Source organism: Bacillus sp. J14TS2, from assembly GCF_018333015.1.
Taxonomy (GTDB): domain Bacteria; phylum Bacillota; class Bacilli; order Bacillales; family Bacillaceae_C; genus Lederbergia.
Genome location: NZ_BORE01000011.1, coordinates 1 through 22,836, shown reverse-complemented (window position 1 = coordinate 22,836; position 22,836 = coordinate 1). Strand labels below are relative to the sequence as shown.

Sequence of the window (22,836 nt, the reverse complement as noted above, 5' to 3'; positions counted from 1 at the left end):
GGGAGAGAATTGAGCTTATTCCCTGCAGCATATTCACTCTTGTCAAAAGAAGCCATATTGTCACATCCTAAAGATAATTATGAAATTCATAAACCGGTTAGTTTTCAATATTTCCTTAGAGGAATGAACGACACATATGTATTAATAACAGAGCATTCAAAATATATCTTCAGGATATATCGTGCTGATAGAAGAAATATTTCTGAGGTTTTATTCGAATTAGATTTATTGAATTATCTCAGTGAAGTAGGTGTAAGCGTTTCGATTCCTATTAGAAAAAAAGATGGGAGTTTTATTAATCAATTTCTTGTTTCAGAAGGTGTAAAGTATGGTGTGATGTTTAGTTTTGCTCTTGGAAATGAAAGGCCTATTCATGCTGTAGAAGACAGTCATTTGTTCGGAGAATCCGTCGCACAAATGCATAATGCTGCTAATGGTTTTAACAGCGAACATGTAAGAGGTAATCTCGATTTTGAACACTTGATTGACAAACCACTTAAAACAATTAAATTACATATGGATCACCGTCAAGAGGATTATCATTTTCTTTATAATCTTGCTATGCGATTAAAGGAACAGTTATCAAGCTTTGTAGAAGAGTTAGATTGGGGGATTTGCCATGGAGATTTGCATGGCAATACAAATGTAGCTTTTACGGAAGATGGGAAATTGACTCACTACGATTTTGATATTTGTGGGTACGGATGGAGAGCCTATGATATTGCAGAGTTTAGACTAGCGAGGGAAATTCATAGTGGTGGTAATAAAGAGGAGATTGAAAAACTCTGGGAGGCATTTCTAACTGGTTATAAAAAAATAAGGAATATTGGCGAGAATGATTTGAAAGCAGTACCTATCTTTGTTGCTTTAAGGCAACTTTGGCTCTTTGGTTTATGCTTTAGTGACTCAGAATTTGACGGAGTAGCTGATTTTGATGATGGCTTTATTGATAGTAAGATGGATTACTTTAGAAATTTAGAGCTATCTTAGCTGCCTGATTTAATAAAAATCAAAAGCCACTTTATAATGGCAAACCTATAAAAACGGAATCCTAGAAACGTCGATATCAACAACGTTTCTGGATTCTAAAAATACTATATTCAACAACAGAATTCTGTTAGGTAGTGTGAAATAAAAATAGCCTACTGTTACTTGCGACAAATTTGTAGAGTGCTTAGTCGGTAATTATACTAGAATTAGCAAGAAATTGTGATTTAAGCAAACAAAGCAATTTAGTGAAAGAATAAAATATTTAAAGGAGATTTATTATGTCAATTGTATTTATAACTGGTTTATCTGGTGTAGGTAAATCATATACATTAGAACGACTACAAGAACAAGGGCATAAAGTTGTAGATACAGATTATGGGTATATAATGAACAGTAGAAATGGAGATACTGAAGAGGCGGTTTTGGATGAAGAAAAAATGATAAGTTTATTAAATGAAAATGGACAATCGCATTTATTTATTACAGGTTGTTATTCAAATCAAAGCAAATTTTATAAACACTTTGATTATGTGGTTCTCTTAACGGCAGATCAGGATACAATGTTTAAAAGAATAAATGAAAGGACTACCAATGATTATGGGAAAAGACTAGGTGAAAAAGAAGAGATAATAGATAGTTTGAATCGTGTACTACCGTTATTAAAAGATAGTTCAGATATAATTATTGATACGACAAATGTGGATGTAGACGTAATTTGTGAAAAGCTTAAAGTTTTATTATAGATAATACTTATGGTGTATGAATCGGCAAGTTTTTTATTTTTCTATTACACCTTGAAATGGGCTTTCGTTGAACAACGATCATGGGAAATACAAACGTACATGAAAAACCTCTACATCTACCAGTGGGAGTGTAACGACATGTATGCAACATGGGCATCTAAGATTCCTGCAACCCCGAATTTTAGTCCGGGGTTTAATAAAACATGCCGAATTTCCCTTAATTTCAAGAATTGCATGAAGAGCCAATTTCAAAACAACGTTCTTATTCTATAATGCTATTGTCATCCAAAATTTCAAGTTTATGTATCATGCTGTCCAGTTCAGTGATTTCTCGGATTACTCTGCATGGGTTGCCAGCTGCAAAGCTATTGCTTGGAATGTCCTTCACAACCACGCTTCCTGCTCCAATCACGCAATTATCCCCGATTGTAACTCCTGGACAAACAACGACATTTGCTCCGAACCAGCAATCATTACCAATTTTAACAGGTTTTGCATAACACATAAGTTTCGGTACACCGTCTTTATCCATAATTGCCCGGCGTTCATCTGGAAGCATTGGGTGTACAGGTGTAACGATAGTCACATTTGGACCGAAATTACAATGATCACCAATCACAACCCGTGCATCATCTTGAATGGTTAAATTAAAGTTTGCAAAAAAGTGATCGCCAATTTCTGTATGTTTTCCGTAGTGGATATAAATCGGGCCTTGTAGACGGCCGTTCTTCCCAATCTCATGGAAAATATCTGAAATGATCGTTTGTCTTTTTTCAGTTTCATCTTCGAAAGTGCGGTTATATTCCGAACACAGGTTATGGGATCTGAGCTTTATTTCTTTTAACTCTGGCTCCCCAGGTGAAAAAAGGATTCCTTTAAATATTTTTTCTTCTTCTCTCATTTTTCTTCCCCTAAGTGGAATTCAGCGTATGCTTAATAAGATTTTTTCCATTCGCTATTTCCTTTATTTTGTTGCAAAAGTTTCTTCTATTAATTAGTTTAGCTAATGAAAAGATGTTATTCAAGGGCGATTTATAGAGGAGTTTGAGAAAGGGGGTTCTAATAATTATTTTCTTTTCCAGTATGTCTCAGTTGTGCAACTTGTTTAACATAGCCGACTACTTTACACTCTTGAGAGGGAAGCCCTCTTTTTATTAGCATCTACCCACGTATTATTTTTTAACCCGGCCCCAACCTGCTCCAAATTGATCATTCTTTATGCGTTATCTAGCAAAGTTAATATAAAAAAAGCCCCGAAACCTTGATTAACAAGGATTCTAAGGCTTTTAATGTTATTCTTTCGGTTAAGATAAAATTAACGTGAATAGAACTCAACAGTATTTGAACCCCTTGTGACGAAAAGGGTTGAGGGTTTGTTTTTTAAAACCACCCCCAGAACCGCCCCCAACTTCCCTTAAACTATCACTAAATGCTGTCACAGATTCTTTCTTTAGAGTTTTAAAGTATGACCGTAAACATCATGAATCATTTGAGGGGTGTTACCAAGTCGATCCGCAATTTCATTTACAGGTACTTTTTTACTTATTAGAATTGTAGCATGTGTATGACGCAAACCATGTGGTGTGATTATTGGGATATCTACTATGTTTTTAAATATCCTTTTGAAAGAATATAAAAGGATATTATCTGTTACAGCTTGTCCTGTTTGATAGGATATAAAAACAAAATCGCTTTTTTTTCATGTAATCCATAAGAGAGCTTAGTTTTTTTACACCAAGTTTTATATTCTTTTAGCTGCTTTACTAAAATATTATCAATATAGATGGTGCGATAACTTCTTTTTGTTTTTGGAGTTCTTACCCCTTTGTTATCCCTAGTTCTCTCTACAGTTATAGTGTGGTCTTTAAAATCGATATTTTTCCATTGTAGATCAAATGCTTCGCCCTTTCTAAAACCCGTATATGCTAGGGGAAATATTAGAGTGAAATTAGTGATATTTTCATAAGTCTTTGCAACTGAAAGAAAGCTGTTTAGCTGTTCTGCAGTTAGAAAGTTTTTGTTATTCTTCTCTTGTTCAATCGTAATTTTATTAAAACGATTACGTTGGATAATCTCATCCTCAACAGCTGCGTTAATTGCAATTTTAAACAGTCGATGAAATAAAGAAACTGTACTGGGCTTGTATTTCTTTAATAACTTATTAATATATACTCGCTCTGCAAGAGGGAGGAAATCACCACGTGTTAAATAAAATGAGCTTTAATAACAAAAGCCCTCACTTGGCTGTGGGGCTCTACTTGAATATTTTTTTAATCAAATTGAAAATATCAAACGTAGTGCGATTATAAACCTTATTATATACAGCTTTCTTAGAGTTCATGACTGCACCATAACCGCGCGGCATCTTCACCCCAGCCCGGTGAACCACTTGTCTTTTAATGGAAGTACGTGCGCTTACTCGCTTTTTTAGACTGGGTTTCCTCATTCCGATTTTAACTTTCATATTCAATCACTCTCATCACATGGTCTATATTTTTTTCTTAATTCGTCTTGTCTTTCTTTCCTTTCCAGAACATTCTCCTTTAAAAAACTTTAGGCTGATCTTTGGTTGGTATCAACTTTCCATCACGAACCATATGTCCAATTCTAACCTTAGATACGCCTAATATTTCCCCTACTTCAACTGTAGATAGCAAATTTTCATTTAAAAACTTCAGTAAGTCTTCCGCAGATTCAAATTGGTATTTCAATTTCATTCACCTTTCTTAAAAAAAGTAAGACGAGTTTAATTATATAAAGTAAAATATACTTTGATACGGTTTCTAAAAAATAACATGATTTGAATAAAAGAGCCTCGTTTATAAGGTTTATCGCAATGATGAAGCCTATGAGCGGGGATTTTTTTATATCGTTGACAGTTATATCGTCTTACGATATAATATTGTTATATCGTCAATCGATATAACGTAGACGGATATAAAAGGGGATAATAAGATGCAGAAGGAACAGATTGTTTTAACAGAAGCGGTTTACTATACGCTGCTCTCTCTCTATGAGCCGCTTCATGGTTACGGTATTATGCAGAAAGTAGAAACGATGTCAGCAGGAAGAATGACGCTTGCAGCGGGTACGTTATACGGTGCTTTGAACAACCTTTTAGACAAGGGTTGGATTGAGGCTTTACCCAAAAATGTCAATAATCGAAAAAAAGAATATCTCATTACCGCCCAAGGGAAGAAAATGGTGGAGTTGGAGCTGTTAAGGCTGCAAGAGTTGATTAACAATGGGAAGAAAATTGTAGAAACGGAGGATTGGGACAATGGAGAAAAAAGTTAAAAAACTTTTCACCGTTTGGAAATTTGCTGAAGAAGAGCAGTGGTTAAACGGAATGGCAGCAGACGGTTGGGAGCTGACGAAAGTAAGTGTACCAAATTATACCTTTAAGAAAGGAACTCCGAATAAATATATTTACCGATTGGAATTACTCGATCCCAAATTAACAAAAAAAGAGCGTGAGGATTATATTGATTTTATGGAAGAAACCGGAGCGGAGAAAATTGGCGAGTTTTCTAACTGGGTTTATTTTCGTAAAAACGCTGAATTAGGGGTATTTAATATCTTCTCTGATTTGGATTCAAGGATTGTACACTTAAAAAGGATGTCGCAGCGTCTTTTCACAGGATTCAGTATTATCATAGCTGCTCTAATTTTTCTATTAGTGTTGATGGTAACTAATTTTAGCTCTTACACTGCGCCCATTGTCAGCCTTGTTATGCTGGTCTTGGTTTTGAGTTTGCTCTTATACGGATTGATTCAAGTAAATAAAAGAAAAAAAGAACTTGTAGAAGAGCGGCAATTTAGAGAATAAAAATATAATTAGTTTTATCATGTATTATTGCCGGTTCATTAATAATGAAAATAACAAATTAATAACTATACATTCGTAAAAAGTGCCTGAGACAAATTCTCAGGCACTTTTTAAGTCACTTATAACTTTATTAAATCATTGGGAAAAAGATTGAGTTAGATGGAGAGTTTAAAAAGTATGTTTTAACCATTTATAAAAAAGCTATGTCAGCTGAACTGAAATACAATTTTGATCAAATATATCCTGTTCTGAGCATAAATTGGGAATTCTTTGTGGGGTGGATAGGAATGGTCAATATGTATCTTTCGATCTATTAAAGCAACCTCACATATTAATTGCGGGCGAGACGGGATCCGGAAAGTCCACTCAATTACGTTCGATACTTACCACATTAATAAAGAGCAAAAAAACATCTGAGTTAGAGTTGTATTTTGGCGATTGTAAAAAATCAGAGTTTCATATTTTTAAAAGGGTAGAGCATGTCCAGTCTGTCCACAGTTCTGCTAGAGATATAAAAAAGATGTTGCTGCATATCAAAAACGAACTGGATGAGAGAAGTGTTTGAAGTGGATCATGTGGATAATCTTCCACAAGGACATAGGCGGCCATACATTGTGGTTTGTTGTATCGATGAGTTTGTCATGTTGCGGAAAGACGAGGATATAATGGATATTTTAACGGAGATTGTGGCCGTAGGAAGAACGCTAGGGGTATTTGCCATCCTGTCTATGCAACGCCCAAATGCCCAAGTGATTGAAAAAGATAATGGTCGTAGGGATATTGATTCTAGTTATCTTAGCGGGGTGTGGGAAGGGAAGTGTGTCTAGCGGAAAATACATTGATATTAGGGAACGCTCTACTGTTCTTCACGAAGAGGAATTAACAATTGAGCATTTACCAAAGGGGAAAATTGTTAAAAATAATTCAGGGGTAACAAAGGGAACTCCTTTAAAAATTGGAGATACTGTTATTTATAAAGATTACTTGGGCGAAGAGTTAGGATTATCAATCGCAAATGTGGTAAGAGGAGATAAAGCGTATCAATTATTTAAGGATAAATACAAGGTTGTTTTGGATCCTTTAGAAGGTATGGAGTACGTTTTAGTAGAGGTTAAGTTTGAGTCATATGATTCAAAAGAAGAGCCCCATCCTGTTTTTAATGATTCATTCGAACTCTGGACAGATGATATTGACCCAAAAAAGTATGAGTTAGTTCACTTTTATTCTAACGAAGATACCAAAGGCGAATTAAAGACAGGAGAAAGCACAATAGATGGAGTAGTTTTCTTAGTGCCAAAGGATGAAAATTTATATGCTGTTTACACATACGATCCAGAGGATCCTCTTTGGTTCGAAATAGAGTAAAGATAACCCCGCAAGTGACGGGGGTATTCTAATTCGTGTTATTTATTAGTAAGCGTCTGTCCGCGTATTTTTTTCGCCCCCAAAACCACCCCCAAATAGTTAAATTTATATGGGTGTGGTTACAAACCTGATAAAAACAGAAAAACCCTAGAAATTGCGTTATATCAACGCTTCTAGGGTTTTAAATCCTGTTCTTTAATTAGCTCTGAACTTAACGTGAATAGAACTCAACGATAAAGGCTTCATTGATTTCAGCTGGTAGTTCAGAACGTTCAGGTAAACGAGTGAAACTTCCTTCAAGCTTGTCTGCATCAAAAGAAACATATTCAGGTACAAAATTTGTTGCTTCAATAGCTTCTTTGACAACAGTAAGATTACGAGATTTTTCACGTAGGGTGATTGTTTGACCAGGTGCTACTTTGTAAGAAGGAATGTCAACACGACGTCCATCTACAAGGATATGACCATGGTTTACAAGTTGACGAGCCTGACGACGCGTACGAGCAAGGCCAAGACGATAAACAATATTATCAAGACGCTGTTCTAGAAGGATCATGAAGTTTTCACCATGTTTCCCTTTCATTTTAGCAGCTTTGACAAATGTGTTATGGAATTGACGCTCATTTACTCCATACATATGGCGAAGTTTTTGCTTCTCTTGAAGCTGTAAGCCATATTCAGAAAGTTTTTTACGTTGGTTTGGACCATGTTGTCCAGGCGCATAAGGGCGCTTTTCAAGTTCTTTCCCAGTTCCGCTCAAGGAAATGCCAAGGCGACGAGAAATTTTCCAGCTTGGGCCGGTATAACGAGACATAGAAGTCTCCTCCTTAGGTTTTATTTTTGTAAAATAAAAACCGATGATACAGCAATAATGGGTATTTTATTTTCATGTACCTTCGCCCTAGCAGCAGCGGGTTACAAGATACACCTCATGAAGAGGAATAAAATACAAAAACATTACGTGTTCATTTAGGCTGCATTATTTTACACAACGACCATTATATAATTATATAGCTATGAAGTCAATATGAAAATTTTGTTGGGAAAATTATAATAGCATAATAAAAGGAGTTTTGTTTATTCGAAAGACACAAAAAACGCTCCAACTTTTGGATCAAGTATCTTTTCTTCATTAGAAACTGCTTGCATTGAGTACCTAAAAAAGGCAAAATTAATATACGGTGCTTGCAGTTTTCTACAACACTACAAAAATGTAAACAGGAAGCTAAAAATGGAGTCCTACATCCATATTATTTATTGGATTAAACATGGAGGTGCTATTGATGAAACAAATGAAAGTTTTAGAAACTTTTGACCAATTGAAAGCATTAGGTGATCCTTTTAGGGCGGAAATAATGATGAGACTTTTAGAGAAACCATACACTGGTCAACAGCTCTCTGAACTATTCAATGTTTCACGGGCTACCATTCATTATCATTTAAAGAATCTTGAAAAAAATGAATTGATTTACATTGTCAAAACAGAAGAAAAAAATGGGATTGTTCAAAAGTTCTATCAATCTGTTGCTAGGGGTTTTACTCCATCTACCGAGCTGCTTCCACATGTGAAAGAGGTAGGCGATTCTATAAGACAACTTCTTGTGCAGATGGTTGAAATGACTAAAAGTGAATTATTGTCAGCACCTTCGATATCCTTTAAAAAAGAAAATGAAACTCCATCTGAATGGTCATATTTAAGCTCGATATGGGAAATTTCAGCGACGAGGGACCAATTTCAAGAGTTTATCAAGGAATTTTATGAACTAGTAACACGTTTTGAGGAAGAAGTAAAAGAAACAGATAAAGAACCTGAAGTAAACCTGTACCATCTTTCAGTATATGGATTTCAGGTTGAAGAGCCAATGTTCGAAGTCCCTATTGATGATGAAAAAGAAAGAAAGAGGTAGTGCTTTCTTTTTTATTTTGATTAACGGTAAGTTTTTATTTAACCGAGTAAATATTTTTAGAGGTGAATTATTTTGAATCTTCTTAGGAGGAATAACAACTTTCTGATTTTGTTCCTTGGTCGAACGATTAGCAACATAGGTGATAGCTTATACTATGTGGCCGCCATGTGGCTTATTTATGAATTAGGAGGGAGCTCTTTATACTCAGGTATTGCGGGATTTTTAATTTTGTTGCCTGCAAGTTTACAATTCTTGACGGGTCCATTGGTAGATCGCTGGTCAATCAAAAAAACCTTGATAGTAACCCAAGTTTTGCAATTTGTGCTCATCTTGTCTATCCCTATAGCTTCATATTTCGATGTACTTGCTGTGGAACTGATTCTAGTCATTGTTCCGTTAGCTGCTATTATTTGGACAGTTTGCAAATCCATCAGAGATAAAAGCATTACCTCTAATTGTTAATAAGGAAGATCTCGTAAAAGGAAACTCATTATTTTCTTTTGCCTACCAAGGAGTTGACATGATTTTTAATGCTGTTGGCGGGGTTCTTGTGGCAGCTATAGGAGCAATAGTACTGTTTGTTGCGGATTCAATCACATTTGCTATTACAGCTGGTCTATTTTTTCTGCTGACGTTACCCGCAGGTAGCTATGTGCCGAATGAAAACAAAGCAAAGACGGGCGGTGAAAAAATAAAAAATTACATGAAAGATCTTAAAGAGGGATTTTCAATTGTTTTTCATTCATTGCTCGCTGTTTTCTTATTTGGATCGATTATATGCAATTTTGCACTTGGAGCTTCCATGGCTATTCTTCCTTCGTTTGCAGATCAAAAAGGAGGAGCAGGAGTTTATGGTTTGCTTTTAGCTGCGGAATCAACGGGTGTTCTACTTGGTTCTTTGTCAGCTACATGGGTAGGACGTTTTAAAGTCGGTCACTTCTCTATTATTGCGTTTGCACTTGGAGCGTTATGTTGGGTAAGTGCCGCCCTTGTACCTTGGTCTTCTGTTTCTATATTTTTATTTGGCATGGCTTGGATCCCAATTGGTGCAACGAATGTTCTTCTTGGTGCAGTAAAACAATCCGTTATTCCAGTGCATGTACTAGGCCGTGTGAGTTCTGTCACGTACAGCATGAGTGCAGTTGCTATGCCGATTGGATCAATTTTAGGAGGATACTTGGCGAGCTTATTTGGTAGCATTATAATTTTTGCAGTTGCCGGCTCTGGATTACTGCTCATTTCAATCGTTTGGACTGTGCATCCAAAATTGCGGAAATTGCCGGAGTCAAAAGATATGACTTCTTCTACCTTCAACTTAGCATTCTCAGAGAAAAGGGAATCGATTAATTAAAATCAGATGAAAATAGCCTTTAAAAATATCGAGACTTGGGAATTTTTCACACTCACGTTATAAATATTTCCATAATTACATAGGTAAAAAGTTCTATTTGTGATATAATTATAGATATTATTTTTATTGTAAAATACAACTTAAGTGAGTACAAAAGCTTAATCCAGAGAAAAGTCTGCTACGGGATTGCAAGGGGGCAGGTTCAAATGAAGCGTGAACAAAAAAATACTGAGTCTTTAGAAGAAATGATGTATAGAGAGTTATTCAGGGTAACAGATAAATGCCACTCATCAATGGATACGAACTTAGTGCTTGGTGAAATTATCGAAACATTGAAAAGGGTCTTTAATGAAAACGATTACTATCTCCTGCTTGCAAATGATGAGGAAGTGGATGAGGAGTTGCCGGTGAAAAGCCTTGAATTTGATTCTGCACATGATCGGGCGATAGCTGCTTATGTGCATTCGACAATTGAAATCGAGACAATGGACTACCCATCCATTTATGCGCCACTGCAGGGAAAGCAAGGAGTGTATGGGGTTTTGCAAGTAACCTCTCAATTGCACTCTATATTTGAAGATATTGAAATAGATTTTATTCGCCTATTAGCAAATACCGCAGGGAATGCCATTGAAAATGCGAAGCTCTATCAACAATCGCAAAAGCTAATTGAAAATTTGCGTTTAATTGATGAAATTGTGCAAGCATTAAATTCAATTTCAACCTATAAAGAAGCCATTCGTTATTTGCATAGACAAATTACACAAATATTTCAAAGCTCTGAAATAGGGTATGTGATTTTAAAGGATACAGGACCAATAGTTCTACAAGAAAGCTCTACATTTTTTAAAAGGAAGGCAGGGAAGCGCATAGTCCACTTTATCTATGAACAGATTGGAAATGATGAAGAAAGCTTATTTATGGGAAAAACGGAAAATTTACCGATTATGCCTGAAAAAAGTGTAGGTTCTTTAATGGCTGCGTATTTTCATAGTCAGTCATGGAAGGGGTTTGTAATCCTGATTGGAGAGGCGCCCTATATGTTCACATTTGACATGTTTCGCTTATTTCAAACGCTTGTGCAACGCTCTTCTTTAAGTGTTATAAATATGTTTCTACGTGAACAGCTGGAAAAAATGGTGATTACGGATCAACTGACACAGCTATTTTCTAGAGGGTATTTAGATGAGCGGATAAAAGCCTCGATGCAACATGACCGAGAGGGAACATTTATTTTGATTGATTTAGATGACTTTAAACAGGTGAATGATACATATGGTCATCAAACAGGTGATAAAGTATTGATCCAAGTAGCGGAATTGATTCAATCAAGTCTTCGTGCATCAGATACAGCCGCTCGTTGGGGCGGCGAAGAACTTGCTGTTTACCTTCCTGGTATTTCCTTGGAAAATGGATTAATTGTTGCTGAACGATTGCGTAAGTGTATTTCAGAAAAGACTAATCCTAGAGTAACCATATCTTGTGGAATTGCCTGTTGGGGAAAAGCTCAAGCGGGAAATGTATCTGACTTGTTCAGTCGTGCCGATACAGCATTATATGAAGCGAAGAACTCTGGGAAAAATCAAATTAAAATTTCGCCTTAGGGAAAGAAGAGGCTGGGACATAATGCTATGATTCAAAGAAAAACAATATATCTTAGCGAGGTATTTCTGAAGCGAATTTTATGCATTTGATGTCCCATTCTCTTCTTTTTTGACCTTATAGAAAGCTTTCCAGCACTCGAACGAACTCTTCCAAAATGGTTTGGTCGGTATGATCAAACCGCTTTTTTTCAGGACTATCAATGTCTAGTACACCAAACAATTCTCCATTTTTAAAAATGGGGATCACAATCTCTGATTGCGATGCTGCATCACAGGCGATATGTCCAGGAAAGGCATTTACATCCTCTACCACGATCGTTTTTTCTGTTGCGGCTGCCGTTCCACAGACTCCTTTCTTGAAAGGAATTCGAATACAGGCTGGTAATCCCTGAAAGGGTCCTAAAACAAGTTCATTATTTTCCACTAAATAAAATCCAACCCAATTAATTCGTTCTAAAAATTGATTTAAGAGAGCAGAAGCATTACTCAAGTTTGCAATTGAGTTCGGTTCCCCCTCTAAAAGGGACTTAAGCTGTTTTATGAGAAGTTTAGATTGGTTTTTCGCGTTGCCTTCATAGGCCTGTGCTTTAAACAAAATTCTTCCTCCTTTTCTCCCTTTCGACACACTCCAAAGAAACTGTCGATAAGTATTGAAAGGGATTTTTCTTTTCTTACCGAAATGGTTTGTATAGGATGTTCAAAAAAAAATGACATTGCGATTTTTCGACATACAGGATGTAGTGTCAGGCGTTTGCGATTAACGTCAGTGTAATCATGTATTTGAATAAGTAGAATTTCGATCAGAGTCCTAAAATGCATACTATTTTCTCATATTCGCTTAATTTGTTCAAGAGATTGGGGGACGGTTGAATGGCAAATCGGCAAGGAACAACAAAAGAAGCAATTGTAGAGGCTGCTATTGAATTATTTTACGCAAAAGGATATAAGGGGACGACGATCCGTGATATCGCTACTGAGGCGCAGATCAATGCTGCTAATATTTCCTATTATTTTAAGGGGAAACAGGGGCTATTAGAAGAATGCCTGATCCGTTTTTTTGAGCCCTATTTAACCTGTTTGGAAGAAGAAACAGGAAAATTGGATAAAGATCAAGCAGATCATTGTCTAAAAAGAGCAATAAAGCGAATTTTAGTTTTTCAAAGTGAGCATAAGTTACTTTCGCGTTTTGTATGGAGGGAAATCAGTATTGATTCGCAAACGTCCCGTGAAATCATCTCTACTTATTTAATGAAAGAGCGCTTCTTTCTGAAAAATTTGATCCAGGCCACTTTAAAAGAGCAAAAAATGGCGTTTCCGATTAGTATGCTAATTATTCAATTAAAAGGAATCCTCATGATGCCTTATGTCAATAGTTTATATGTATCAGAAGTTTGGGGGATGGGCCCGCATGAACCCTATTTTATTGATAAATATTATGGAATGATTAGTAAATGGCTAGAATCCTGGTCAGGTCAACAAACGATTGCAAAGTCAATTGAATCAGCTGCTTCAAACGGTTTTTAAGGAAGGGCTGGAATTAGAGACTACATTAGACAAGTTTCTCCCAAGTTCTATTAGTTATTGCATTCATTTTATTCGCCCTTAGAAGGTGTCTATTAGCCATTGTGCGTATTCTATTAGCCGTCGCAAGCACTCTATTCGCTGTTGAAGTCGTTCAATTAGCTGTTGCATTCATTCTATTCGCCGTTGGCGTTTTCACCGTCGTTTTTGCCCCTACAATAGCCAATTTGCTTAATTTGATGGTTTGCCTGCAAGGCGTGATAATCGTTGTCGCGCCTTTATCTGCTTGTACTTCGTTTTTCCTCTCATTTAACTCCTTTTTCTACTAGGAATTTCACAATTATGATCTATATCTTTGACAGTATGTCTTACATTCACTACGTCTAAATCCCCACTAATTAAAGTTTCACCGTATTTTATCGTAAAAAAAATGCTTTTAATAGTCAAAAATTGTCGTTGACATGGTATTATAGAGGAATATAACACAAAATTTAATTTCATTTACATATAAATGCATACAGGAATGACTGAGAAACAGGGGGCTTACAATGAATTACGGTGTGGAGATTTTAATATCTGCAATTTTGATCATACTAGTTTTATTCGTAGTGGGATACATAATAAGGAAAAAATATTATAAAGAGGTTGATCAGCTAGATTCTCAAAAATTAGAATTGATGAACCGTCCTATTGCAGAAGAAATGGCGAAAGTGAAGCAATTAAACATGACGGGTGAAACGGAGGAAATGTTTGAACGATGGCGAAGCGATTGGGATGACATTCTGACTGTGCGTCTACCTAAGGTTGATGAAATGATTTTTGCTTCCGAAGAGTTTGCTGATAAATATCGTTTTAAGCAAGCGAAAGAGAGCAATCGAAAGGTAAGAGAATTGCTAAGCGTGATTGAAAAGGACATGGATGCTATTCTGAAGGAATTAAACGAGGTTGTGGGCAGTGAAGAAGAAAATAGAAAAGAAATGACTGATGTGTTTAAACAATATCAGGAAAACAAAAAATATCTTTTGGCCCATCGCCATTTGTTTGGCATAGCAGGTGAAAAATTAGAAGTCTTATTAAAATCAGTTGAGGAGAAGATCAATCATTATCAAGAATTAACAGACCAGGGCAATTATTTACAGGCTCGTGAGATTGTTTTAGTTCTTACCTCTGAGATGGAGGAATTAGGGGCGAAAATGGAAAAAGTTCCTGATCTCCTTACCGAATGTCAATCCATTCTTCCATCGCAAGTCGATGATCTGAAAAGCGGCTATAAGGAAATGAACCAGCAAGGCTTTATACTAGAACATCTGCAAATGGAGAAACAACTAGAAGAATTATCGAAGCAAATTGACAATTATTTGAATGCTTTACAACAGGCGGAGGTACTGCCTGTTGAAGAAGGACTTCAAGAAGTGAAGGATAAAATAGAGACACTTTATGATTTGCTAGAAAAAGAAGTGTATGGGAAGCATTATATTTTACAAGAGGGAGAGAAAGTAGAAGATACCCTCGAACAATTGCTGGAAAAGAATAATGAAATGAACCATGAAACAAAGATTGTGCAAAATAGTTATCAGTTACAAGAGAAAGAACTTGAAATACCGAAGAAGGTAGACAAAGCCTTTCATCAATTGGTGAAAAGATACGAGCTTTTACAGGCGAAATTAACTGACCAGCTGACTCCTTATTCACAATTAGAAGAAGAACTGAAGGATATTGATGAACAATTGAAACAGGTAAAACAAGAGCAAGAAAAATTCACAGAACGTCTTCATAATTTGCGCAAGGATGAATTAGACGCAAAAGAAAGTGCTCATGCATGTCAGAGAAGGATTAAAGAAATGATCCGGCTTGTTCATAATAGTCATATGCCTGGACTTCCGCCGGATTGCGAGTCTCTATATGATCGTGCAGAAGAGCAAATTGGAAATGTATATACAAGCTTAAATGAAAAACCTTTGAATATGAGTTTAGTTCAGAAGTACCTTGATGAAGCGAAGGATACCGTTGATCATCTTTATGAGAAAACGGAAGAGCATATTGAAACGGCTATGCTTGCAGAACGCGTGATTCAATATGCAAATCGTTATCGTACGCAAAGCTCCGAGTTAGCCATCAATTTAGAAGAGGCTGAACAAGCCTTTCGAGGTTATGAATATACAGCTGCACTTGAACAGGCAGCAACCGCAGTAGAAAAAATCGAACCAGGTGCCCTAAAACGTATCGAGGAAATCTACGAGAGTCATGAATATTCTCGTTTCTAGCTAAAATTCGTTATCATGGGAAGAATTGAATAAAATAAGAGGAGCTCACCAAAGCTCTTCTTATTTTTTTTGAAAAAATATGATATGATTATTAACTGTGCGTGTTCAAAAAGGCAGATAAAAAGACGCGTCAATCGCAAACGTCCGACACTAGTACATCCTGTACGTCAAAAGTTCGAGGCGGACTTCTACAGGATGTACTGACTTCCGTGTTGCCCACAGGACGTAGGCGATTTTAACGGAAGATCCTTCCACTGGTAAGTGAGGAGCGGAGAGGCAAGCCAACGAGCTTGCACATGTGTGGTGATTTTGACGTTTGACACAGAACGTGTCAGTCCTTAGTCGAAGATCCTTTATCTCGCAGTGTTAATTTTACCGAACTTTTTGAACATCCTAACTGGAAAAATAACTAAAAAATATAGAAGGTGTCATGTTGATATACTTTGATAACAGTGCAACAACGAAGCCATATGAAGAGGTTCTAGATTCTTTTCTAAAAGTGAACCAAAATTTTTATGGGAATCCTTCATCCTTGCATAATTATGGTGGAAAAGCTGAGCAGTTGATCACAGGAGCAAGGCAACAAATCGCAGATGGAATAGAGGTAAAGCCAGCAGAGATTATTTTTACTTCAGGAGGCACGGAAGGAAATAATCTGGCTATAAAAGGAGCGGCCTTAGAATATCAAGGCAGAGGAAATCACTTGATTACAAGTGAGATTGAACATGCCTCTGTTGAAAATACATTGAAGCAATTAGAAGAAAAATTCGATTTCCAAGTGACAAGATTGCCTGTACGTGCGAATGGGCTTGTGCATCCTGACGACATCGAACAAGCGATTACGGACAAGACCATTCTTGTCTCTCTGATTCATGTGAATAATGAAGTAGGAACCGTTCAACCAATCCGAGAAATTGGCGAAAGACTAAGAGAATATTCGAAAATCCTCTTTCATGTTGATCATGTTCAAGGCGCAGGAAAATTAGCTTTGCCGCTCAGCGATTCAGGGATTGATTTATGTACATTTTCAGCTCATAAATTTCATGGTTTAAAAGGGACTGGCTTTCTTTATAAACGAAATGGGGTTAAACTTGTTCCGCTTTTAACTGGAGGGAATCAAGAGCAAACATGGAGAAGTGGAACTGAAAATACAGGCGGCATTGTGGCGATGGCCAAAGCACTCCGGTTAGTGGAGCAGAACCGCCTTCATAAAGCAGCCTCTCTTTTGCAGGTAAGAGACTATTTATTTGCTGAATTGAAAAAGCAGTCGGAAGTCATCATTCATACACCTGAGTCTGCGGCACCGCATATTATCAACTTCTCTGTAGTTGGATTGAAAGGAGAAGTACTTGTCCATGCCTTAGAAGAAGCTGGTTTTATGATTTCAACGACAAGTGCCTGTTCTTCTAAAGATAAAACGTCAAGTCCAACGTTACAATCGATGGGTGTTTCGAGTGAGATCGCGTTAGGCGCTGTTCGAATAAGCCTTACCTACGAGAATACCATGCAGGAAGCGATTCAGTTTATAGAGGCATTAACAGACATCATCGTAAGATTAAAAAAGGTAGTGGGGTGATTCAATGAATTATGATAGAATCATGATTCGTTATGGCGAAATGTCCCTTAAAGGGCGGAACCGAAAGCATTTTGTCCATAAATTAAAGAAAAATATCCAATTTATATTACAAGATTTTAAGAACACACAAATTGAATCTGGTTGGGACCGCATGTACGTAGTCCTGAACGGTGAACCTGTAGAGCCAATTATAGAGCGATTAAAGAATGTATTTGGGATTCAATCTTTTAGTCCAGTTATTAAAACAGAAAAGAATATAGAAGCGATTCGAGCAGCTGCTCTCCATATCGCTAAGGAAGTCCATTCCCCAGGAAATACGTTTAAAATCTCTGCACGTCGGACAGATAAGACCTTTGAATATGATACGAATGGATTAAATCATGCGGTTGGTGCACATATTTTGATCCATCTTGATGATATTAAAGTGGATGTAAAGAAACCTGATTTGAATCTTATTGTAGAAATTAGACAGGATGCTGCCTATATTTCAGGTCAGGTCATTCTAGGAGCTGGAGGATTTCCAGTCGCATCCTCTGGAAAAGCGATGCTGATGCTTTCAGGAGGCATAGATAGCCCTGTGGCAGGCTATTTAACGATGAAAAGGGGAGTTGGAATCGAAGCTGTGCATTTTCATAGTCCCCCTTTTACAAGTGAGCGGGCTAAGCAAAAAGTGTTGGATTTAGCACAGAAACTTGCTCAATATTCGGGAAGTGTAAAAGTTCATATTGTCCCTTTCACTGAGATTCAGCAAGTTATCCATAAAGAAATTCCATCTGGTTTTTCTATGACGGCTACAAGAAGAATGATGCTTCGAATTACAGAAGAAATTAGAAAAAAACAAGGTGGATTAGCGATTGTAACAGGGGAAAGTCTAGGTCAAGTAGCAAGTCAAACAATGGAAAGCATGCTTGCGATTAATGCAGTTACGAACACTCCGATTATTCGCCCATTGATCGCGATGGATAAATTAGAGATTATCCAGATCGCGGAAAAGATTGATACAATCGAGATTTCGAATCGACCATACGAAGATTGTTGCACGATTTTCACTCCACCGTCGCCAAAAACAAAACCGAAATTGGAGAAGATGGAGCAGTTTGAAGAAAAAGTTGATTGGAATCCTCTACTTGAAGAAGCGGTGGGGAAGACTGAAACGATTATGATTAGTGCGCGTAAGCAATCAGCCACTGCAGATCTAGATAGCCTTTTATAGTGGTTTGTCCTATGCTTGATAAGCCTAAAAAATAACGAGAAAAGTTACTTTTTAATGAATAACAATAATTACCAATCGAATGATGAATGATGGCATGTGTTTTTGCACATTCTACACTTACAGGGAGGTGAGACACATGCCAAGCAATAACAGCAACCAACTTGTAGTACCTGGAGCTGAACAAGCTCTAAACCAAATGAAAACCGAAATTGCTCAAGAATTTGGTGTGAATCTTGGAGCTGATACAACTTCTCGTGCTAACGGATCTGTTGGTGGAGAAATCACAAAGCGTCTTGTCCAAATGGCACAACAACAAATGGGCGGACATCAATAATCACATATAGTGACTGGATTGAGAGGCGGATTTTTCCGCCTCTCTTTACTTTTCCAGGCAATATTACAAGCAAAAGATATTCAAAAAGTCCGGTAAAATGTTACTGTGAGCTAAAGGAATTCGACTAGGTACCGACATGTCCTATGTCGAACGTGCGCAAGTTCGTTGACTTGCCTCTTCCGCTCCTTGGAAAAGAAAACCACTCTTCCTTTCAAGCGTGCAGATTCGTCGAAGCATTTCATGAAGGACAAGGATCTTCCTGTTAAAATCGCCCACATCCTATGGGCCACCCGGACAAGTACAGTGCTCAAGGCTACAGCCTCAGTCTTTTTATAGAAACGTTCTTTTTACTTTTTCCCAGAATGAATTATTTTTTAATTTGATCGTTTTAATTCGCTGCTCACTTAATTGAATATCGACTTTTTCCACATGCTGAACACTTAAAGCTTCATTATCCATGCCCATGGATGGATAGTCATTGCCATCCTGAACCACTTTAAGTTGGAGGCTGCGCTCAGCACTTAAAATAAACGGAGAGCCTAAAGTACGATATGTGTTATTGTTTAAGGAAGCTAACTCTGTCACTTGTAGACAAGGCAATAATGGATCAACAACTGCTCCGCTCACTGACTTATTATAAGCTGTACTTCCAGTTGGTGTGGCAATCACAAGTCCATCACCACGGAACGTTTCAAAGTGAAGTCCATCAATAAATACTTCCATTACAAATGTTTTAATGATGCCTGAGCGAATGGTAAACTCATTGAGACACTGAAAAGAACCCTCCCCATCAATATTCACTTGGAGAGTCGGATAGCGTCTCACTTCCACTTTTTCCATTGTTGCAGCATCGATAATGTCATGAATATTATCAATATGAAAATCGCAATAAAGTCCTTGATTGCTTCCAACCGCAACCCCAGCGTACAAGCAATCCTGTCTAAATCCAGTTTTCCGGACAGCTTGGAGAAACATTCCATCTCCGCCAATACTTGCAATCACATTGGCTTCACGGTAATCATTTACAATATTAAATCCATAACGTTCTGCAGCTTCTTGCAAATTCATTATTTTTTCAGCTAGTTCTGAATCATTTTGATGAAAAAGGTAGATGTTATTTCTCTGGTCTTTCATGTTGATGGCCTCCTAATCGGGATTCAATAATTGAAATTCAGTATCTACTTAGTTTATCATGGCAGTGAAACTTTTTAAAAGAATAGAACGTAAGAAGTATAGGCACAAGTTAGAAGGAGGAATTTTATATGAATGGGAAAAGGTGGATTGCACTTGGTGTAGCGGCATTTGTATTTTTCGTTTCCACCATTGTGAATCTTGCAAGCAGCTTTCTTTTTGCAGATTTCTCAAAGCTTGTCAATGAGGGGGTCGGGGGAAATGAGGCTTTTGCAGAGGAAGTAGTTGAATCTGGAAGCCCGGCTGAGAAAATAGCGGTATTGGAAGTAGATGGAGTGATTCAAGATACGGGAGAAGCGTCCATCTTTCAAACTGCAGGCTATGTACATAAGGAGTTTATGAAACAGCTGAATCATGTGAAGGATGATAGCTCGGTAAAAGGAATTATCCTACACGTAAATTCTCCTGGTGGAGGGACGAATGAATCAGCAGAAATTCACCATAAGCTCGTACAAATTCAAGAGGAAACGGATAAACCAATCTATGTTTCCATGGGATCAATGGCAGCATCTGGGGGCTATTATATTTCGGCTCCGGCTACGAAGATATTTGCTAGTCCTGAGACAATGACAGGTTCGCTAGGCGTTATCATGCAAGGAGTAAATATTGGAGAACTGGCTGACAAATTAGGTATTGATTTTACAACGATTAAAAGTGGTCCATACAAGGATATAATGAGTCAATATCGGGATATGACGGAAGAAGAAAAAGACATTCTAGATTCCATGCTGAAGAATTCTTACGATGAATTTGTGCGGATTATTTCAGAAGGCCGAGATATGTCAGAAACCGAAGTACGAGAGATTGCAGATGGAAGAGTATATGATGGGCGGCAGGCAAAAGAAGTTGGCCTCATTGACGATTTTGGCTATCAAGAAGATGTCATTGAACAACTGAAAAACGATTATAAACTGCAAGGTGCTCAAGTCATTCGTTATACTGCTGGTGTTGGTTTTGGTTCATTCTTCGGTGTCATTGCTAAACAATTCGGTGGAAAAGATGCAGAAATGCAGGGTATTACAAAATTGTTAACTCAGCCGAATGCGCCAAGGTTAATGTATCTTTATTCTGAATAATAGGGGATGTTAGTAGGGAGGTGTCATGTTCATGACAGAGAATTACGAGGAATATACAACCGAATCGAATGATGAGCGAATGATTGAGACAGCAGAAATCAGGAAAGAATCTTTCGTTTATGCTGGATTTTGGATGCGATTTTGGGCTTATCTCTTAGATTTGCTGATGATCTTTAGTCTAAATGCCATGATCATTAAGCCGCTATTTCGCGGGCTAGGAATTTCTCTTTCAGATGCAGGGGTTTTCTCCGCATATGGGATTGTATCAGGAATTGTTTTCTACGCCTATTTCATATTGATGACGAAATTTTTTCAGCAAACTGTTGGGAAAATGGTCTTTGGCTTAAAAGTTATTCCCTTGAAACAAGAATCACCAAGCTGGGGAACGATTATCTTCAGAGAGGGAATTGGACGTTATATCTCAGCAACAATCATCGTGCTTTACGCGGTTGTTGCATTTACACCAAAAAAACAAGGATTGCATGATTTATTTGCTGATACTTCTGTTGTCCATGAACAAAGAAACAATGTAGAACCCGCTTTTTAAAAAGCGGGTTTATTTTTTTTGCAACTGGAAATAATGAATCTTTAGTTCAAATGCATTATTTCCTGCGGAGGGGTAGACTATGCTATGGTTCATTTTTATTCTAGTCTTGGTTGTTTTCATTTTAATAATGATTCCATTATTGAGCGTACAAATCGCTTTTTCAACCATTCTGAGTTCCTCTGCGATAAACATCAATATAAAAGGTACGACTTTTTTTGGTTTGCTTCATTTTCAAAAGGAATGGAGTTTAGCTGATATTTTGTCCATGGAAAGGGAAGAGATTGAGGAGCTGGAAGAGGACACTGTTCATTTCGATACCTTACTAAATGAATTGAAATATCTCCCGCAAAATATCAAACCATTTCAAAGAGTCATTGCTCAGTTTTTAATAAAAATTAAGATAAAACAGTTTGAATGGCGGACCACGATCGGACTTGGAGATGCTGCTGAGACGGGGACGGCTTCAGGCGCAATTTGGTCGCTAAAAGGTACGATTTTCTCATGGGCGAGAAATTACCTTTCTTTTGCTAAAAAGCCACTTATAGATGTACAACCCGATTATCAGCGCATGACTTTGGAGACAACCTGCCAATGTATGATGCAGATAAAAGTGGGAAATGCTATATGGACAGCCTATAAAATAGCTAGAGAATGGAAAAAACATAAAAAACGATCATTTTTACAGAGTGAAAAAGACAGGAGGACAATCAATGTCTGATCATCCAATTGAAGCTTTAATGACAACAGCCATGGAAAATCTGAAAGACATGATTGATGTGAATACCATCATTGGGGAACCTGTGGAAACCCCGGATGGTGGAGTGATTTTGACAGTTTCAAAAGTTGGTTTTGGGTTTGCAATGGGCGGAAGTGAATTTAAAGGAGGAACATCGGGCGGTTCTTCTGATGAAGAAGCAAGTGATAGTTCTCAATTACCTTTTGGCGGTGGAAGCGGCGGGGGCGTATCGATTACACCAATTGCCTTTTTAGTTGTTAATAAACATGGAGTCAATATGCTTCATCTGGAACAAAATACGCACTTATTGGAAAAAATGATTGATTGTGCGCCGGAAGCCATCGAAAAAATTCAAAAGATGATCAAGAAAAAGAGCCAGCAGAATAATGACCATAACGGTCATGTTGAATTTGATATTTAGAATCAAGAAAAGCGCAAGGCGCCCGCCTATCGGCGACAAGCAAAGGGGCTGTCGCAGAATGCATAATATGCATTTGATGACAGCTCTTTTTTCTATGTTAGGTTGCTCCTTTTTGAGATTCACTATCTTATTTTTGGTGGTAAAAAGAAATTGTTCGTTTTTTGGCGC

At 37.3% G+C, this 22,836-nt stretch carries 24 protein-coding genes and 2 pseudogenes; 19 read left to right on the top strand and 7 right to left on the bottom strand.

Annotated features, from left to right (window positions below; translation table 11 throughout):
• The first annotated feature begins 9 nt into the window (after positions 1-9).
• Together KI375_RS17025 and KI375_RS17020 are read left to right on the top strand one after the other, a co-directional pair.
• A complete protein-coding gene (locus KI375_RS17025; protein WP_212974671.1) occupies positions 10-990 on the top strand; it encodes a phosphotransferase in 981 nt (326 codons plus the stop codon).
• Positions 991-1,268: 278 nt separating this feature from the next.
• A complete protein-coding gene (locus KI375_RS17020; protein WP_212974670.1) occupies positions 1,269-1,733 on the top strand; it encodes an AAA family ATPase in 465 nt (154 codons plus the stop codon).
• A 262-nt stretch (positions 1,734-1,995) separates the two neighbouring features.
• On the opposite strand, the gene KI375_RS17015 is transcribed toward KI375_RS17020, so the two are convergent.
• The 4 genes and pseudogenes from KI375_RS17015 to KI375_RS17005 all read right to left on the bottom strand — a co-directional run bounded on the left by KI375_RS17015 (position 1,996) and on the right by KI375_RS17005 (position 4,444).
• Entirely contained in the window at positions 1,996-2,634 is a 639-nt protein-coding gene (locus KI375_RS17015) for a sugar O-acetyltransferase (RefSeq protein ID WP_212974669.1), read from the bottom strand.
• Between the two features lie 430 nt (positions 2,635-3,064).
• Positions 3,065-3,911, bottom strand: a pseudogene (locus KI375_RS28135) (site-specific integrase); the annotation flags it as partial.
• A 76-nt stretch (positions 3,912-3,987) separates the two neighbouring features.
• Positions 3,988-4,197 (bottom strand): hypothetical protein, encoded by a 210-nt coding sequence (locus KI375_RS27470; RefSeq protein WP_244852777.1) that lies wholly within the window; start codon positions 4,195-4,197, stop codon positions 3,988-3,990.
• A 79-nt stretch (positions 4,198-4,276) separates the two neighbouring features.
• Complete coding sequence (locus KI375_RS17005) at positions 4,277-4,444, bottom strand: helix-turn-helix domain-containing protein (RefSeq protein ID WP_244852775.1); 168 nt, start codon at positions 4,442-4,444, stop codon at positions 4,277-4,279.
• Positions 4,445-4,688: 244 nt separating this feature from the next.
• On the opposite strand from KI375_RS17005, the gene KI375_RS17000 reads away from it, so the two are divergent.
• From KI375_RS17000 to KI375_RS16980, 5 genes are all read left to right on the top strand, one after another.
• Entirely contained in the window at positions 4,689-5,030 is a 342-nt protein-coding gene (locus tag KI375_RS17000) for a PadR family transcriptional regulator (RefSeq protein ID WP_212974668.1), read from the top strand.
• On the top strand, positions 5,014-5,562 hold the full coding sequence (locus KI375_RS16995) for a DUF2812 domain-containing protein (RefSeq protein ID WP_212974667.1): 549 nt from the start codon (positions 5,014-5,016) through the stop codon (positions 5,560-5,562). Before KI375_RS17000 ends, KI375_RS16995 begins: the two co-directional genes overlap by 17 nt.
• 259 nt (positions 5,563-5,821) lie before the next feature.
• Positions 5,822-6,127 carry an FtsK/SpoIIIE domain-containing protein gene (locus tag KI375_RS28000; protein ID WP_374706862.1) on the top strand — a complete coding sequence of 102 codons (306 nt, stop codon included), beginning with the start codon at positions 5,822-5,824 and terminating at the stop codon, positions 6,125-6,127.
• Positions 6,120-6,389 (top strand): hypothetical protein, encoded by a 270-nt coding sequence (locus KI375_RS16985; RefSeq protein ID WP_212974665.1) that lies wholly within the window; start codon positions 6,120-6,122, stop codon positions 6,387-6,389. The genes KI375_RS28000 and KI375_RS16985 overlap by 8 nt, the downstream gene beginning before the upstream one ends.
• Positions 6,382-6,927, top strand: coding sequence for a hypothetical protein (locus tag KI375_RS16980; protein ID WP_212974664.1), 546 nt, complete (start codon positions 6,382-6,384; stop codon positions 6,925-6,927). The genes KI375_RS16985 and KI375_RS16980 overlap by 8 nt, the downstream gene beginning before the upstream one ends.
• 211 nt (positions 6,928-7,138) lie before the next feature.
• Here the strand turns inward: KI375_RS16980 and rpsD are convergent, their stop codons facing one another.
• Positions 7,139-7,741, bottom strand: a complete 603-nt coding sequence (gene rpsD, locus KI375_RS16975; RefSeq protein WP_212974663.1) for a 30S ribosomal protein S4 — start codon at positions 7,739-7,741, stop codon at positions 7,139-7,141.
• A 469-nt stretch (positions 7,742-8,210) separates the two neighbouring features.
• Here rpsD and KI375_RS16970 point away from each other — a divergent pair, with 469 nt between their 5' ends.
• From KI375_RS16970 to KI375_RS16960, 3 genes and pseudogenes are all read left to right on the top strand, one after another.
• Entirely contained in the window at positions 8,211-8,834 is a 624-nt protein-coding gene (locus KI375_RS16970; RefSeq protein ID WP_212974662.1) for an ArsR/SmtB family transcription factor, read from the top strand.
• Between the two features lie 72 nt (positions 8,835-8,906).
• Positions 8,907-10,185, top strand: a pseudogene (locus tag KI375_RS16965) (MFS transporter).
• A gap of 206 nt (positions 10,186-10,391) precedes the next feature.
• Positions 10,392-11,789 carry a sensor domain-containing diguanylate cyclase gene (locus tag KI375_RS16960; protein WP_212974661.1) on the top strand — a complete coding sequence of 466 codons (1,398 nt, stop codon included), beginning with the start codon at positions 10,392-10,394 and terminating at the stop codon, positions 11,787-11,789.
• A gap of 115 nt (positions 11,790-11,904) precedes the next feature.
• Here KI375_RS16960 and KI375_RS16955 read toward each other — a convergent pair whose 3' ends face one another.
• Entirely contained in the window at positions 11,905-12,384 is a 480-nt protein-coding gene (locus KI375_RS16955) for a GAF domain-containing protein (RefSeq protein ID WP_212974660.1), read from the bottom strand.
• Positions 12,385-12,659: 275 nt separating this feature from the next.
• Here KI375_RS16955 and refZ point away from each other — a divergent pair, with 275 nt between their 5' ends.
• The 5 genes from refZ (at position 12,660) to KI375_RS16930 (ending at position 18,697) form a co-directional block, all read left to right on the top strand.
• Positions 12,660-13,313, top strand: a complete 654-nt coding sequence (refZ, locus tag KI375_RS16950; RefSeq protein ID WP_212974659.1) for a forespore capture DNA-binding protein RefZ — start codon at positions 12,660-12,662, stop codon at positions 13,311-13,313.
• A 545-nt stretch (positions 13,314-13,858) separates the two neighbouring features.
• Positions 13,859-15,574, top strand: a complete 1,716-nt coding sequence (ezrA, locus tag KI375_RS16945) for a septation ring formation regulator EzrA (protein ID WP_212974658.1) — start codon at positions 13,859-13,861, stop codon at positions 15,572-15,574.
• Positions 15,575-16,007: 433 nt separating this feature from the next.
• Positions 16,008-17,150, top strand: coding sequence for a cysteine desulfurase family protein (locus KI375_RS16940; RefSeq protein ID WP_212974657.1), 1,143 nt, complete (start codon positions 16,008-16,010; stop codon positions 17,148-17,150).
• Positions 17,151-17,154: 4 nt separating this feature from the next.
• Positions 17,155-18,363 carry a tRNA uracil 4-sulfurtransferase ThiI gene (thiI, locus tag KI375_RS16935; protein ID WP_212974656.1) on the top strand — a complete coding sequence of 403 codons (1,209 nt, stop codon included), beginning with the start codon at positions 17,155-17,157 and terminating at the stop codon, positions 18,361-18,363.
• Positions 18,364-18,499: 136 nt separating this feature from the next.
• Entirely contained in the window at positions 18,500-18,697 is a 198-nt protein-coding gene (locus KI375_RS16930; protein ID WP_207448397.1) for an alpha/beta-type small acid-soluble spore protein, read from the top strand.
• Positions 18,698-19,027: 330 nt separating this feature from the next.
• On the opposite strand, the gene KI375_RS16925 is transcribed toward KI375_RS16930, so the two are convergent.
• Positions 19,028-19,831, bottom strand: coding sequence for an NAD kinase (locus tag KI375_RS16925; RefSeq protein ID WP_212974655.1), 804 nt, complete (start codon positions 19,829-19,831; stop codon positions 19,028-19,030).
• 128 nt (positions 19,832-19,959) lie between these two features.
• Between KI375_RS16925 and sppA the strand changes: the two genes are divergently transcribed.
• From sppA to ytfJ, 4 genes are all read left to right on the top strand, one after another.
• The gene (gene sppA, locus KI375_RS16920; protein ID WP_212974654.1) at positions 19,960-20,964 is read left to right on the top strand and encodes a signal peptide peptidase SppA; all 1,005 of its coding nucleotides are present in this window, start codon (positions 19,960-19,962) and stop codon (positions 20,962-20,964) included.
• A 31-nt stretch (positions 20,965-20,995) separates the two neighbouring features.
• Positions 20,996-21,511: an RDD family protein gene (locus KI375_RS16915; protein ID WP_212974653.1), complete on the top strand. Its 516-nt coding sequence runs from the start codon at positions 20,996-20,998 to the stop codon at positions 21,509-21,511.
• 79 nt (positions 21,512-21,590) lie between these two features.
• Complete coding sequence (locus KI375_RS16910) at positions 21,591-22,229, top strand: DUF2953 domain-containing protein (protein ID WP_212974652.1); 639 nt, start codon at positions 21,591-21,593, stop codon at positions 22,227-22,229.
• Positions 22,222-22,668 carry a GerW family sporulation protein gene (gene ytfJ / locus KI375_RS16905; RefSeq protein WP_212974651.1) on the top strand — a complete coding sequence of 149 codons (447 nt, stop codon included), beginning with the start codon at positions 22,222-22,224 and terminating at the stop codon, positions 22,666-22,668. Before KI375_RS16910 ends, ytfJ begins: the two co-directional genes overlap by 8 nt.
• The last annotated feature ends 168 nt before the right edge of the window (positions 22,669-22,836 follow it).

Excerpts from the sequence above, each read along its gene's own strand:
- KI375_RS17020 (WP_212974670.1), top strand. The coding sequence starts at position 1,269 with ATGTCAATTGTATTTATAACTGGTTTATCTGGTGTAGGTAAATCATAT.
- KI375_RS17015 (WP_212974669.1), bottom strand. The coding sequence starts at position 2,634 with ATGAGAGAAGAAGAAAAAATATTTAAAGGAATCCTTTTTTCACCTGGG.
- KI375_RS27470 (WP_244852777.1), bottom strand. The coding sequence starts at position 4,197 with ATGAAAGTTAAAATCGGAATGAGGAAACCCAGTCTAAAAAAGCGAGTA.
- KI375_RS17000 (WP_212974668.1), top strand. The coding sequence starts at position 4,689 with ATGCAGAAGGAACAGATTGTTTTAACAGAAGCGGTTTACTATACGCTG.
- KI375_RS16995 (WP_212974667.1), top strand. The coding sequence starts at position 5,014 with ATGGAGAAAAAAGTTAAAAAACTTTTCACCGTTTGGAAATTTGCTGAA.
- rpsD (WP_212974663.1), bottom strand. The coding sequence starts at position 7,741 with ATGTCTCGTTATACCGGCCCAAGCTGGAAAATTTCTCGTCGCCTTGGC.
- KI375_RS16970 (WP_212974662.1), top strand. The coding sequence starts at position 8,211 with ATGAAACAAATGAAAGTTTTAGAAACTTTTGACCAATTGAAAGCATTA.
- KI375_RS16960 (WP_212974661.1), top strand. The coding sequence starts at position 10,392 with ATGAAGCGTGAACAAAAAAATACTGAGTCTTTAGAAGAAATGATGTAT.
- refZ (WP_212974659.1), top strand. The coding sequence starts at position 12,660 with ATGGCAAATCGGCAAGGAACAACAAAAGAAGCAATTGTAGAGGCTGCT.
- ezrA (WP_212974658.1), top strand. The coding sequence starts at position 13,859 with ATGAATTACGGTGTGGAGATTTTAATATCTGCAATTTTGATCATACTA.
- thiI (WP_212974656.1), top strand. The coding sequence starts at position 17,155 with ATGAATTATGATAGAATCATGATTCGTTATGGCGAAATGTCCCTTAAA.
- KI375_RS16930 (WP_207448397.1), top strand. The coding sequence starts at position 18,500 with ATGCCAAGCAATAACAGCAACCAACTTGTAGTACCTGGAGCTGAACAA.
- KI375_RS16925 (WP_212974655.1), bottom strand. The coding sequence starts at position 19,831 with ATGAAAGACCAGAGAAATAACATCTACCTTTTTCATCAAAATGATTCA.
- sppA (WP_212974654.1), top strand. The coding sequence starts at position 19,960 with ATGAATGGGAAAAGGTGGATTGCACTTGGTGTAGCGGCATTTGTATTT.
- KI375_RS16915 (WP_212974653.1), top strand. The coding sequence starts at position 20,996 with ATGACAGAGAATTACGAGGAATATACAACCGAATCGAATGATGAGCGA.
- KI375_RS16910 (WP_212974652.1), top strand. The coding sequence starts at position 21,591 with ATGCTATGGTTCATTTTTATTCTAGTCTTGGTTGTTTTCATTTTAATA.
- ytfJ (WP_212974651.1), top strand. The coding sequence starts at position 22,222 with ATGTCTGATCATCCAATTGAAGCTTTAATGACAACAGCCATGGAAAAT.